Origin of the sequence: Halobellus marinus (genome assembly GCF_032113415.1) — an archaeon.
Lineage (GTDB): Archaea > Halobacteriota > Halobacteria > Halobacteriales > Haloferacaceae > Haloquadratum > Haloquadratum marinus.
In genome coordinates, this window is the sequence record NZ_CP134946.1 from 86788 (window position 1) to 99863 (window position 13076).

At 66.4% G+C, this 13076-nt stretch carries 13 protein-coding genes; 6 read left to right on the forward strand and 7 right to left on the reverse strand.

The features are described from left to right. Positions 1-55: 55 nt before the first annotated feature. The gene (locus RJT37_RS00440) at positions 56-583 is read right to left on the reverse strand and encodes a CBS domain-containing protein (RefSeq protein WP_313686841.1); all 528 of its coding nucleotides are present in this window, start codon (positions 581-583) and stop codon (positions 56-58) included. 116 nt (positions 584-699) lie between these two features. On the opposite strand from RJT37_RS00440, the gene RJT37_RS00445 reads away from it, so the two are divergent. After that, positions 700-1365, forward strand: coding sequence for a ribonuclease H family protein (locus RJT37_RS00445; RefSeq protein ID WP_313686843.1), 666 nt, complete (start codon positions 700-702; stop codon positions 1363-1365). Positions 1366-1432: 67 nt separating this feature from the next. On the opposite strand, the gene RJT37_RS00450 is transcribed toward RJT37_RS00445, so the two are convergent. Next, complete coding sequence (locus RJT37_RS00450) at positions 1433-2191, reverse strand: DUF8170 family protein (RefSeq protein WP_313686845.1); 759 nt, start codon at positions 2189-2191, stop codon at positions 1433-1435. Between the two features lie 121 nt (positions 2192-2312). Between RJT37_RS00450 and RJT37_RS00455 the strand changes: the two genes are divergently transcribed. Next, entirely contained in the window at positions 2313-3428 is a 1116-nt protein-coding gene (locus RJT37_RS00455; protein ID WP_313686846.1) for a hypothetical protein, read from the forward strand. Between the two features lie 74 nt (positions 3429-3502). Here the strand turns inward: RJT37_RS00455 and RJT37_RS00460 are convergent, their stop codons facing one another. Then, complete coding sequence (locus tag RJT37_RS00460) at positions 3503-5746, reverse strand: NADP-dependent malic enzyme (protein ID WP_313686848.1); 2244 nt, start codon at positions 5744-5746, stop codon at positions 3503-3505. A 114-nt stretch (positions 5747-5860) separates the two neighbouring features. After that, a complete protein-coding gene (locus tag RJT37_RS00465) occupies positions 5861-7054 on the reverse strand; it encodes a M24 family metallopeptidase (protein WP_313686850.1) in 1194 nt (397 codons plus the stop codon). Between the two features lie 245 nt (positions 7055-7299). Here RJT37_RS00465 and RJT37_RS00470 point away from each other — a divergent pair, with 245 nt between their 5' ends. Both RJT37_RS00470 and RJT37_RS00475 read left to right on the forward strand, forming a co-directional pair. Beyond that, positions 7300-8130, forward strand: coding sequence for a COX15/CtaA family protein (locus RJT37_RS00470; RefSeq protein WP_313686852.1), 831 nt, complete (start codon positions 7300-7302; stop codon positions 8128-8130). Between the two features lie 71 nt (positions 8131-8201). Then, positions 8202-8738, forward strand: a complete 537-nt coding sequence (locus RJT37_RS00475) for a hypothetical protein (protein ID WP_313686854.1) — start codon at positions 8202-8204, stop codon at positions 8736-8738. Here RJT37_RS00475 and RJT37_RS00480 read toward each other — a convergent pair whose 3' ends face one another. Then, complete coding sequence (locus RJT37_RS00480) at positions 8739-10268, reverse strand: replication factor C large subunit (protein ID WP_313686856.1); 1530 nt, start codon at positions 10266-10268, stop codon at positions 8739-8741. Positions 10269-10543: 275 nt separating this feature from the next. Between RJT37_RS00480 and RJT37_RS00485 the strand changes: the two genes are divergently transcribed. Beyond that, the gene (locus RJT37_RS00485) at positions 10544-11002 is read left to right on the forward strand and encodes a pyridoxamine 5'-phosphate oxidase family protein (protein WP_313686858.1); all 459 of its coding nucleotides are present in this window, start codon (positions 10544-10546) and stop codon (positions 11000-11002) included. A 126-nt stretch (positions 11003-11128) separates the two neighbouring features. Continuing rightward, positions 11129-11725, forward strand: coding sequence for a DUF7978 family protein (locus tag RJT37_RS00490; protein WP_313686859.1), 597 nt, complete (start codon positions 11129-11131; stop codon positions 11723-11725). A gap of 24 nt (positions 11726-11749) precedes the next feature. Here RJT37_RS00490 and RJT37_RS00495 read toward each other — a convergent pair whose 3' ends face one another. Then, a complete protein-coding gene (locus tag RJT37_RS00495) occupies positions 11750-12316 on the reverse strand; it encodes a GNAT family N-acetyltransferase (RefSeq protein WP_313686860.1) in 567 nt (188 codons plus the stop codon). 53 nt (positions 12317-12369) lie between these two features. After that, positions 12370-13044, reverse strand: coding sequence for a metal-dependent hydrolase (locus tag RJT37_RS00500; protein WP_313686861.1), 675 nt, complete (start codon positions 13042-13044; stop codon positions 12370-12372). Positions 13045-13076: the final 32 nt, after the last annotated feature.

A 13076-nucleotide genomic window follows, 5' to 3' on the forward strand; every position in this document is an offset into this window, starting at 1 on the left:
GCGGCCGTTCACGACGTATCTTCAGGATCGTCGTGAGGCCACTCACGACTCGTTTTTATCTGGCCTCGCCCTCGGCGGCCCGTCGCTCGTCGCGGATTGCGCGGATGACGTCCTGGCGCGCGACGATTCCGGCGAGCGTCCCGTCTTCGATCACCGGCAGGCGGTTGATGTCGCGCTCGTCGTCGGCCAGGAGGTCGAGTATCTCGTCGATCGGGGTGTCGGGATCGACGGTCACGACGTCCTCGGTCATCACCGAACTGATCGGCTTGTTGGTGTTCCGCAGCAGGTCGATCCCCAGATCGAGGTCGTCCCACGAGACGTCGACGGCGTAGGTGAGCGTTTCGAGGAACGGCGGGAAGCCGACGGGGATCCACAGCGTCCGATCACGGGTCTGAAACAGGTCGACGAGGTCGGTCTGGGTCACGATCCCGACGACTGCGTCCGTCTCGTCGACGACGGGGAAGCCGTTGAACTCCGCGCGGGCGAGTCGGCCGAGTACTTCGCTGACGTCGTCGTCGGGCGAGACCGTCTCGACGTCGGTCGTCATCAGATCGCGGGCCGTCAGGGTTTCGATCGGAGTCATAGTCCGGTCTTCGAGGCCTCGGTGTCTAATACTGTCGACTGTTCGGTTGTCAGCCGTCGACGCTGTCGCGCCGTTATCGAGGGTATATTTAAGAGCCCCCAGTCGCAAGCGGGTGTATGGCCGCTCACGGCCGGCAGACGCTCCGCGACCTGTTCGACGACTCCCCGACGCCCCACATCGCGCACCCGCCGCGAACACACCACCGACACTTCTACGTCGCGACCGACGGGTCGTATCGCCGCGACGGGGGCGGACTGGGAGCGGTCATCGAGACGGGCGACGGGACGCGCGTCACGCGCGTGTCCGTCCCCGACACAGCGCCGAACAACAACGTCGCGGAGTATCGGGCGCTGCACCTCGGCCTCGACGTCCTCGCGGCGCACAGCCCCGACAACGCACGCGTCGGCGTCCTCGTCGATCACGACGAGCTCGCGGGGGCGGTCAACGGCGAGGTGCTGGCCGCAAGCGGCGGCGACGGCGGCTGGCGGCCGGGCGATGGCGGACGGATCCCGCCGGGCAGCGAGTCCCACTGGCGCGGCATCCGCGCCCGCATCGCACGCTTCGCGGAACTGCGGGCCGCACGCATCGACGGCCGAGAGAACCCCGCCCACCCGCTGGCGAACACGCCGCGGGACTACGCCCACGTGAACCAGGGGCCGGATCGCTGTGTGATCCCCGAACCCATCGTCGACGGGGACGCCGATCCGGTGGCCGAGGCTGCCGAGTCGAGCGATCCGCAGTACCCGCCGCCGTCGCGGTTCGAGAGCCGGGCGAGCGACTGAGTCACGATACGCGCGTCGCGCTGTGAGTGCAGCACACCGTCAACCGATAGAGCCTGGTGACCCAGTACTACGGCACATCATCGACGACATCGCGGAGGTCATCCGGACTAGACCAGGCGAAGCAGCGGTCCTGGAGCTCGAAGAGACGGAACTCGTTGAGGTGAACCCAGCTGTATGAGACGGGTGCGTGTTCGCTGTCCTCTCGTTCCTCTAAACGGTCGATGACGTCTGGTTTCGTGAGACTGATGTCTTTTTTGTTGGCTGCGGTGATGAGCGAATCCAGCTCTTCTTCGGTAGCCGCTTCGTCGAGATCGTCGTTGAAGTAGATCGTCGCGGCGGCCGCGATGACGTCTGTTTCCGTAGCGAGGTTCTGTTCGCTCATCCACGCGTAGTCCCGCGGCAGCACGTACGATTTGTCGAAGTACGGTGTCGTGCTGATCTTGCCGAGTTCGGTGACTTCACCCCCGGCGTCCTGTTCATACACGGCGACGATGGTATCGGTATGCGCGGCGAGCAGAGTGAATCGGATGCGGAAGACGGGGAGCCGGTCGATATCCAACTCGGAGAGATCGGCCATCAGGAATGGGTATGTACCGAGGCGCTTGTCCAGTTCGTTCTGGACGATGCGGAGCCGTCGAAGGTATGGGTCGCGGTAACTGCCGAGGATGAAATACGAGTCCTCGGGGGTGTGAAGGTGTGGAAGTTCTCGGCTCGCGAACCCAAGTATTTCCGATGTTTCGTGAGGTTCTAATTCGAGACCCTGGAGCGCGTCGTTCACACTCTCCATAATCTCCGCTGCATTCGGGGGCGGGCCGGGGTCAGCCATACTGCGTGCTCCTCGGGGAGTGAATAAATAGGTTACCGACTAATATGGCTAATACGCTAATTAACCACACCAGTTGATCCAAAGTATTATTCGCATCGCCGAGGTACTCCCAAGCGAGATTATGAGTGATGCGCCTGCCGCGGAGGGTGGCGGTCCGTTCGAAGAGCAGCGGCAGATCTACGACCTTCTCTCCCAGGAGACGCGGCACTTGATTCTGCAGTTCATCCTCGGCCACCCGGAGCATCTCCCCTCACTCGATGAGTTGGCGTATATGATGCCGAAGAACAAGGCCGCAATCCGGGACCAGCTGGAGGTTCTCAGTGACAACGATATCATCGACTGTTATCGGCATCCACCGAACGAGGACGCGCGCGATCTTCCCAGTCAGTTCTACGGCCTGACCGAACACGGTGTGGAAATTCTCTACGAGTACAATTATCTCCGTGGGCTCCCCGTCGCGCGTGCCCTCTACGACAACACGCGCCTGTCGGAGAAAGCCCAGCGGCACCGTGACGCGCCGCGTCCAGAACTTCCAGACAACGTCAGAGACGCGCTCACGATTGACGAGGATAGCGACACAGATTTCGCCCGCTTGGAGCGGTATATCCGGGAACGAAAGGGGAACACACACAGCGTCGACGATCAGGTAAGCGTTGCAAAGGCGTTCTACAACGCGGGGATGGGCCCCGAGCAAGAGGGAATCAAGCGAACGGAGCTACTGGACTCGCTCGATATCGACGTCGAGTACCAACCGCGAACAGTACTGAATCACCTTGTCGACGCTGGAGTGCTCGCCCAGACCGCGCCGCCCGGACCGGACGTCTTTGCGATCAGCGAGCGGCTTGACGACATCGTGAATGGGCAGGTAACTGAGGAAGCGGAAGCGAATCTGGATGCGCTGATCGCGCATATCGACGACGAACTGCAGGTCACGGCGCTCTCCGAAGACGCTGCAGAGCGGGACGGCCCACATACCCGCGTGTCAGCACCGTCTGTCGCCGTCGCTGACGGGGCCGGTCGAACAAATCGAAGTATCCTGGCTACGGAGTTCGGTATCGAGCCAGAGCAGGTCATCGACTATCTACGGTCCGGTGACCCAGTGGACCGACTCAATACGGCTGTCGAAGCGATCGAATCCTCCGAGGAAGTCACAAAATCGGAAGACTACGGGCAGATCGTGTTTGTGCGACCAGCGTATCGCTACCGGTTGACCGAACAGGCGATGGATCTCGTATAGAATCGGCGACCCCGCAACTTCACGATCGAAGCGCCACCGAGTGGCGGATCTCTATCAGCGAGCCGCCGGATCTGCTACTCCTGTGCGTCGACAACGGCGACGCCCGCGAGGTTGACGATGTCTTTCACCTCGTCGCCCCGCTGGAGGACGTGGACGGGCTTGTTCATCCCGACGAGCATCGGGCCGATGGCCTCCGCGCCGCCGAGCCGCTGGAGGAGCTTGTAGCCGATGTTCCCGGCTTCGAGGTTCGGGAAGACTAAGACGTTCGCGGGCTCTTCCAGCTGTGAGAACTCGTAGGTCCCGCGGAGGATGTCCTCGACGACGGCGGTGTCGGCCTGCATCTCGCCGTCGACCGCGAAGTCGACCTCCGCGTCGTCGTGGAGGAGCGAGACGGCGTCACGGACCTTCCGGGTCCGGTCGTTCTCGACGCTGCCGAAGTTCGAGTACGACAGCATCGCGGCGCGCGGTTCGACGTTGAACCGGCGGGCGAGGTCGGCGGTGTGTTTGGTGATCTCCGCGAGCACCTCCGCGTCGGGATCGAGATTGACCGTCGTGTCGGCGGCGAAGATGACCCGATTTTTGAACGTCAGCATATAGACCCCGGCGACGTAGTCGGCGTCGGGCGCGGTGCCGATGATCTGCAGCGGCGGGCGGAGCGCCGAGGGATAGTGGTGGGTCAACCCCGTGAGCATCGCGTCGGCGTCGCCCTCCTCGACCATCACGCTGGCGAAGTAGTTGCTGTTCCCGCGGATCCGCTCGTGGGCCTCGCGCTTCGTGACACCCTCCCGCTGTCGCAGTTCGTAGAGGCGGTCGGCGTACCGGTCCCAGTCGCCGCCCCGGGGATCGACGACCTCCGGCTCGAAGTCCAGCCCCAGTTCCGACGCCGTGCCGGTGATCGAGTCGGCGTCGCCGATGAGGACCGGTTCGGCGATCCCCTGCTCTTGCATCTGGTAGGCCGCGCGGATCATCTTCTCGTCGCCGCCCTCCGCGAGCGCGACACGCTTGGGGTCGGATTTGGCCTTGTTGAGGACGACGCGCATCATCTCGCGGGACTTGCCCAGCCGCGCCTCCAGGCGCTCCTCGTAGGCGTCGAGATCGACCTCGCTGCGGGCGCAGCCGGACTCCATCGCCGCTTTCGCCACAGCAGGAGCGACCTCGAAGAGCACCCGCGGATCGAGCGGTTTCGGGATCACGTAGTCGGCGCCGAACTGCAGTGGCTGGTCGCCGTAGGCTTTCACCACGGCGTCCGGCACGTCCTGCCGCGCGAGGTCCGCGAGCGCCTTCGCGGCCGCGCGTTTCATCTCCTCGTTGATCTCGGTCGCGCGGACGTCGAGCGCGCCGCGGAAGATGAACGGGAACCCGAGGACGTTGTTCACCTGGTTCGGGTAGTCCGAGCGGCCCGTCGCCATAATCACCGTGTCGTCGCGAGCGGCCTTCGCGTCCTCGTATTTGATCTCGGGGTCGGGGTTCGCCATCGCGAAGACGATCGGGTTCTCCGCCATCGAGGCGACCATCTCCTGTGAGACGATGCCGCCGACCGAGAGGCCGACGAACACGTCCGCGCCGTCTATCGCTTCAGCGAGCGTATCGGCCTCGATGTCGGAGGCGAACTCGGCTTTGAACTCGTTGAGTTCCTCGCGGTCGGTTCCGATGACGCCCGAGGAGTCACACATCACGATGTTTTCTTTCCGGACGCCGAGGGTGGTGTAGAAGCGCGCCGTCGCGATCGCGGAGGCGCCGGCGCCGGAGAACACGACGCGGAGATCCGAGAGATCCTTGTCGACGACGTCGGCGGCGTTCAGCAATGCGGCGCCGGAGATGATCGCGGTGCCGTGCTGGTCGTCGTGGAAGACCGGGATGTCGACCTCCTCACGCAGCCGCGACTCCACCTCGAAACACTCGGGGGCTTTGATGTCTTCGAGGTTGATGCCGCCGAACGTCGGTTCCATCGCCCGGACGGTCTCGACGATGGCGTCGGGGTCTGCGAGGTCGAGTTCGACGTCGAACACGTCGATGTCGGCGAAGCGCTTGAACAGCACGCCCTTCCCCTCCATCACCGGCTTCGACGCCTGCGCGCCGATGTCGCCGAGACCGAGCACCGCGCTGCCGTTCGAGACGACGCCGACGAGGTTGCCCTTGGCCGTGTACTCGTAGGCCCGGTCGGGATCGGCGTCGATGTCGCGACACGGCGCGGCGACGCCCGGCGAGTACGCCAAAGAGAGGTCCCGCTGGGTGTTCGTCGGCTTCGTGGTCGAGATCTCGATCTTCCCCGCTGGCTCCGTGCGGTGATATTCACGTGCGTCGTCGTCTAGTCCCATAGCCGCGGCGAGGATATCGGTACAAAAAAAGCTACCTGTCGAAGGCTGTTTCGACAGACAACGAATCACACGGTCGGGTCGACGTCCGGCGGTCTGTGTGCGACCGCCGACAGGTCACTCCTCGGCTGGAGTGTATACCGTGTGTCTCTCGATGCTGGACTCGTCGTCGGCCACCGACGTCACCGACTGCGTCGGCCACTGGCCCGTGGTCGTCAGCACTTCGGCGCCCGCGTCGGTGACGAGGACGGTGTCTTCAGATTTGGCGCCCCGGACCGTCGGATTGTACGCGTACCCGAGTGGCGTCTCCACCGGTTCGTCGCTTTCGGGCATCGCAAACCACTCTCGACCGGCGAACCCGGTTGCGCCACCCTGGTGGTGCTGCCGCCACTCGCCGGGTTCGCCGAGCGTCTCGTAGGCGTCTCTGATCGCCGCGAAAACGCCCCCGGCCGTTCCCCCGGGCGCGTCCTCCTCGCCGCCGGCTCCGACACCGGACGCCCGAACGGTCGCATCGATCGCGGTGGCCTCCACGCGCATTGCCGTCTCGTGGCGCTCGGTGAGCCACGGAGGGGCGTCCTGGAACGCGACCGTCCGCGTCGCACTCGCGTAGAGCCCGCCCCGTTCGGCGGTCACGGACAGCAGCGCGTACTCGCCGAGTTCGGCCGTCGTGGGCGTGAAATGCCGGTAGGTGCGGGCGCGCTCGCTGCCGCCGACGAGCGCGACCGGCGCTTCGATACCCCGGGTCGCGAGCGCGATACGCAGACCCGCGGCCACCTCGCGTTCGGTATCTTCGGGCCGGAGTTCCCGCGCGACTCGCTCGATCGCGGCTGCGACCTCCCGGCCCAGCGTCCGATATCGGTCGATGTCGGTCGCCGACAGGGGACGACGGAGCCGGCTCGCATCGATGGCTGCCAGTCCGGGAACGTCGAAATCCGCGGCGCCGGCGCCGGGAGTCGCCTCCGCGACGGCCCCGCGAAGGGACGACTCGTACCACGGAACGGAGACGACGTCGAAGGGGTCGGGTAACTCCTCGGCAGCGAGGCGCTCGGCCTCGATGTTATCGGTGATGGTGACGAAGCCGTCCTCGCGGGTGTAGCCGGCGGCCGCGACGCCGACGTCGGCATCGCGGTCGACGACGTTGCTGCCGCCGGTGAGCCACGCGAAGGAGTTCGGGCGGCCGAACCAGACGGCGTCGAGGCCCTCGCTGTCGAGGAAGGCCGACAGCCGCTCGCGTCGGTGATCGAGTTGCTGCTCGGCGAAATCGGCCCCCGACTCGTCGGGCCGCGGCCCCGGAGGCGTCTCGTCGCTCATCTGTCGGTCTCCTCCTCGTTCATACCTCAGTCTCGCCTCGCCGCGACTTGATAATGATTACTCTCGTCTCTTCCCGCCGGGCGCCACCCCCGTTGACGGCGCTCGGCGCGAAAAAGTGGGAGTAATCATTATGAAACGTGCCGATAGCGCCGCGGCGCATCTATTGGGGCTCCCACGGCGTGACGACGAGGCTCCCTTCGCCGTCGAGAGAGCCATTCAAGTGCCTCCGCTCCCGAGTTGCGGATATGGACACGCGCCTCCGACGGTTCGTCGGTGTCTCCGCCGCCCTTACCGGCGTCCTGATGGTACTCGGGGTGTACACCGCCGCGACGGGTGCCGGCCTGACCTGCGCCGGCCGCTGGCCGCTCTGTGACGGCTATCTCGGGCTGTTTCCGGCGAACTGGAGTAGCTTCGTCGAGTGGTTCCACCGCCTCGTCGCGATGATCACCGGCTTCGTCGTTCTCGGGACGACGATCCTGGCGTGGCGGCAGGACGCCGACCGCCGGGTTCGTCTCGCGCTCGCAGTGTCGACGATCCTGCTGCCCTCGCAGATCATCCTCGGCGCGCTCACGGTGACGACCTACGAGTGGCTCGTCCTGCTTGCGCACTTCGGAACGGCGTCGATCATCTTCACCGGGGTCGCGCTGGCGGCCGCGTGGAGCTATGGATCGTCGGGGACGACGGGGCCAGTTACGAAAGCGCTCGGCGCGGCGGGCCTGCTGCTGCCCGTCCTCGTCGTGCTGACACCGCATACGTTCCTCGCGTTCGGCCCGCCGGTGCAGGCGGCGTACTACCTGCTTGGGCTCGGGACGTACGCGTCGCTCCTCGCAGCGACCGTCTGGTCGGCGTCAACGGCGGGGGCTGTCGGAGCCTCCCGCGTTCCCCGCCTCGCTGGCGCAGCCGCGCTCATCGTCGTCTCCCTGCTCGTCGCCGGCCGACTCGTGTACGGCGGCACGCTGCAGTACGTCTCGCTGGGCGGCAGCCTCGCCGCATTCGCGCTCGTCGCACTCGCGTGGTACGCCGCGCGGGAGGGCAGTCGGTCCGCCGACGCACTTGGCGTCCCCGGTGGCGACTGATCCGGATTGCTGTACCGTTTCACGGCCGCTCGCGGACAAAGCACTTATTCGCACCCCGTGTACATCCGCCCGTGACCAACGTCCCCGGCGCCGGTTTCGTCGCCCTCCTCGCCGTGGGTGTGACACTCCTCGCGCTGCCCCTCCTGGCGGGCGGAAGCCTGCTCGTCGCGCGAGCGACCCGCAAATCCCTCCTTTGGACGCTGTTCGGTGTCCACACCGCGGCGATCGCGGTCGGCCTCGCCGTCTTCGTTACGACGTCCGGTATCGACGGTGTGCAGGACGCACCAGTCGGCGCGGCCGTCGGCTTCGTGAGATTCGCCCTCGGCGTCGTCGGCGGCGGACTGGTCGTCGCAGTTGTTGCCGAAGGCATCCCCATCGCCGTCGGCGCAGCGCTGACGGTGGTTGTCGGCAAGGCGTCGTGGCGCCGAGGGCTGTGGTACGCGACTGTCGGCTACGCACTCGGGGGTGTCGGCGGCGCGCTCAGCGGTCTGACGCTCACTGGCTCCATCGAGGCGGCTGTACTCGGCGCGCTCTTGGCCGGGCCGGTTGCAGTCGCCGCCCCCGTGCTCGAAGCGGTGGCATCCCGCGGGCAACTGCCGACCCCGTGATCACATAAAGTCGGAGAGCCCGGCCTGATCGTCGGGCTGCTCCGACTCTTCGCGCTCGTCGGCATCCGCCGCGGAGCCGTCCGCGGATTCATCGTCGGAACGATCCAACACGTCCGCGTCGAGCGTCTGCTGGTCGTCTCCGTCGTCGCTCCCGCTCTCCCCGTCGGGCTCTGTGTCCGCTGCGTCCGCTCCGTTCGCGCCCGCGTCTGCGACGTCCTCGCCCTCGCGTTCGACGAAGGCGCCGCCGGCGTGATCTTCGACCGCTTCCGAGCGCAGGTCGGCGGCGTCTTCGACGATCGACTGCACCTTGTTCGTCGTCTCCCCGCTTCCGGTGATATAGGAGACCGCGGCCTCGTCGAGGTCGTACCACGCGGCCATCGCGACGGTCAGTTCCCGGGGTTTACAGTGGTGCGTCATCGCCGCGAGAAACGGCAGGACGTCGAGCCGCGCGGTCGCCATCGAGAAGCCGCCGGATTCGGCGATCGAGCGGACTACCTCGCCGCGAGTCGAATCTCGCGTCGAGCGGTAGGGTGCGCCGCCGTATCTGGTCCAGCCGCCGCGGGTGCGGTCCCGCGCGGCCGCGACGCCGCCGGCGAGGTTGTCGGTCGCATAGCGCCACCAGCTGTAGTCGAAGTCGGTCGTGTACACACGACTGGTCCAGACGTCCGCGTTCGAGAGAAACTCGTAGGCGCGGGCGAGTTCCTCGCCCTCGTAGACTAACGAGACCTTGTCCTCGACCCACTTGAGCAGGTCGTCGGGGGTCTCGTCGACGTCGTAGGCGGTCTGCAGTGCGTCCTGTGCGGGCTTCTCCTTGAGTACGGCGTCGAGGAACTCGAAGAGACCAACAGCCCGGTTCCGCGAGCCGGTCGTCACGTCCTCGAGGGTGACGTGTGATTTCCCCTCTGCGGTCGCCTGGAGGTCCTTTACGGCCGCCCGGAGGTCGCCGCTGTTCGCCTCTGCGATCCGCTCTAAGGCCTCCTCGTCGAACTCGATCCCCTCTTTTCGGAGAATGTCTCGGAGGACGGGGACGATCGACCGTGGAGAGATGTCACGGAACTCGATCTCCCGGGCGGCGTTTCTGAGCCCCTGGGACATATCGTAGTACTCGTTTGCGATCAGGACGATGGGCTGGCCTGCTTCCTTCAAAAGCTGTGTGACCGCGCGCTTGCCCCCGCGGTCGTACTGGTAGTGGATGTTGTCGGCCTCGTCCATCACGATGAGTTGCCGGCCCTCCTCGCCGCTGGCCGCGCTCGCGAGCGTCGTGTTCCGCGAGGCACGCCCGGCGAACCGCTCGATCTCGTCTCCGGTCCGTTCGTCCGAGGCGTTTAGCTCGACGATCCCCCAGCCCATATCGTTCGCCAGCGCGTGGGCGGCCGACGTCTTCCCGACGCCGGGGGCCCCGTGGACGACGACGGGTTCGCGGTGCTCGGGCCACGTCTCCGCCCACTCCCGGAGCGCATCGCGGGCCTTGTCGTTGCCGCGGACCGCCGACAACGTCGTCGGGCGGTACTTCTCCGTCCAGTCGGTCATTACGCGCAGTTGGACTGAATCCCGTATAGTGGTTGCGCCCTATCGCCGCCACTGATCGAGCCAGATCAACCGTGAGCGACTAGGGGAGTTCACTATAGTATCGTCGCAACTGACTGCGCATCCGACCGCACGACTGCGTGCGATCGAGTGAGCGAGGACTTGCAACCGCTACTATAGGGTAGTTGTGGGGTGGGGTCGATCGGCCGCCGCCGACACGCGAGGACGAGCCGCCAGTCGAGCGACAGTTTATGCTATTGTAGGACAAATGTTCACATATGTCCCGAGACAACGAATCCGTCGTACTGGATCGAGCGGAGATCGACGAACTCCTCGGCCGGGGCGGCGTCGGCGTGCTCGCACTCGCAGACGACAACGACCCGTACGCGGTTCCAATCTCGTACGGCTACGAAGCCGAAGCCGGCGACGTCTACCTCCGCCTCGGCTTCGGGACCGACTCCGAGAAGCGGGAGTACGTCGAGCAATCGAACCGGGCGGTGCTCGTCGTCACTGTCGAGGGCGACCGCGGCTGGCAGTCGGTGGTGGTCCGCGGCCCGCTCTCGGAGATCCCCGAAGCGAGCATCGACGGGACCATCGTGGAAGCGATCCGCTCGATCGACATCCCGTTTTTTACGATCACCGAGGAACCGGTCCAGGAACTCGACTATCAGCTCTACCGGCTGCAGCCTGACGAGGTGACCGGCCGTCGCGAGAAACCGCCCGCCGGCATCGAGTGAGCGGCTTCGCAACGTCTCCGTTCCGACCCTGGGCTGTCGGATGACGAAAAATTCGACAGACCGAACCCGCCGACTGGCGATCCGCCGACCAGAAGACTCCTACGGATGCGCGTTCTTGGTCGGATGATGTCACAGCCCGAGTCCTCACCCTCGTCGACACCCTCCCCGTCCAGTGCACTCGGCACCCGCACCCTGGGTGCAGGTGCGCTGGGCGGCGTGCTCGCGTACCTCCTCGGTTACGCGCTCACGTACGCCGCGACCGGCCAGCGGATCGAAAACTCGATCGCTTCCAGAATCCTGGAAGTCGCGACTGGCGACCCCGGCACCTGGAAGATCGTCGGCTGGGTGTTCTACAACGAGCACTTCGTCACGACTGAGATTCCCGGGCTGCTCGGATCCACGGCGACGAACTTCGTCGGCGGCGAGGACGGATTCGCCGCGGCGCTGTTCCTGCTACCGCCGGTTCTCCTGCTGCTCGCCGGCGGGGTGGCGGCGGCGGCCAGCCACACCGAGACGCCGCTTTCCGGCGCCCTGAGCGGCGCGACGGTCCTGCTCGGGTACCTGCCGCTTGGCGTCCTCGGGGCCTTCCTCTTCGGCATCGACGTCGGCGACGCCACCGCCGGCCCGACGCTCGTGACGGCCATTCTGCTCGTCGGTATCGTCTACCCGCTCGTCTTCGGTGCCGTGGGTGGTGCCGTCGGTTCGCTCGCGTCCGGGGAGTGACCGGGGCGTCGACGCCGCGGGCGCTCACAATTCGCGCGCGACCATCTCACCCCAGTGCTCGAAGCCGTAGCGCTCGTAGAACGCCCGAGCCCGCTCGTTTGCCCGATCGACGTCGAGGACCATCCGATCGAGCGGCAGGTCCTGCCCGCGGGCACGGGCGAGCGCCGCCTCGAAGAGGTCGTCGGCGACGCCCGTGCCTCGATACGCGGGCGCGACGTAGAGCTCGTTTAGGACGGCGGCATCCCAGACGAACGAGAGCGACTCCGGGAGGACGAACGCGTAGCCGACGAGCGGGTCGGCCCCGCCCGTGTCGGTCGTCTCCCCGTCCGCTGCTACCGCGGCGGCGACGACGACGCAGTCCGGATCCTCGCCGACGCATCGGTCCACCCACGCAAGCCACCGCTCGCGGTAGTCCTCGGTCAGTTTGGCCTCGTAGACGCCCTCTTTCTCCGCGCCGCCGGTCTCCGCGCCGATGCCGCGCTCGAACCCGCGCTTGAGTGCCCACAGTTCGCGGTCGTCGGTCGCCGGCTCGTACGGCCGCACGTCGATGTCGGCCGCGTCGGTCTCGCGCCCGTCGGTTGGTCCGGTCATCGGTCACGCTCGGCCGTGCGGCGACAAGAGCGCTCCCATCTCTCCTCCCCCGCTCACGCCCGCCGGAGCCGAACGGCCGTCACGAACGCCGAAAGCGGGAGCAGCCACGCGCGAAAGCCGGTCATCGCGACCGGGAAGAGCCGCTCGACGCGCTGTGGCTCTCCGCTGCCGCCGCCACCGCTGTCCTCGACTCCGAGCGTCGGTTCGGCGTCTAGAACCGTCCGAAACCGGAAGTTCTCGGTCGTCCGTGGTTGGGACGGTTCGGACGGCTCAGACGGCTCCGGCGGCGAGAGGTCGACGAACGTCTGGACCCATCCCCGGTCCGTCGAGTAGAACAGCCGGCCGTCGACCGTAATGAAGGCGTCGTGTAGCGGATAGAACGCGTTGACGCCGCCGACGACGAGGTCGGGAACGATCGCGGCCCCGAAGATGCAAGCGACGGCGACGAACGCGAGACGGACCCCGCGGTCGCCGAAGCGTGAGCGGAGGTGCGAACGATCGCGACGCCGTGCGTCCCACACGAGCGCGGCCAAAAGCAGCGCGGGAAACAGGAAGGTGTGGCCGACCGAGCGATGGGCACCCGAGATGAACGGTTCGAGCGCCACGTCGAGGTCCGGGAGGACGGTCGCGGCGGCGACGACCAGTGCGGCCCGCCCGTCGAACTCCTCGCCGAGCAGGGCCGCAGCCAGCAGAAGCGCGAGCGCGACGTGGACGAGGGTCGACGGCACGGCTGACTCTGGCGCGCGAGCGGACTTGAACG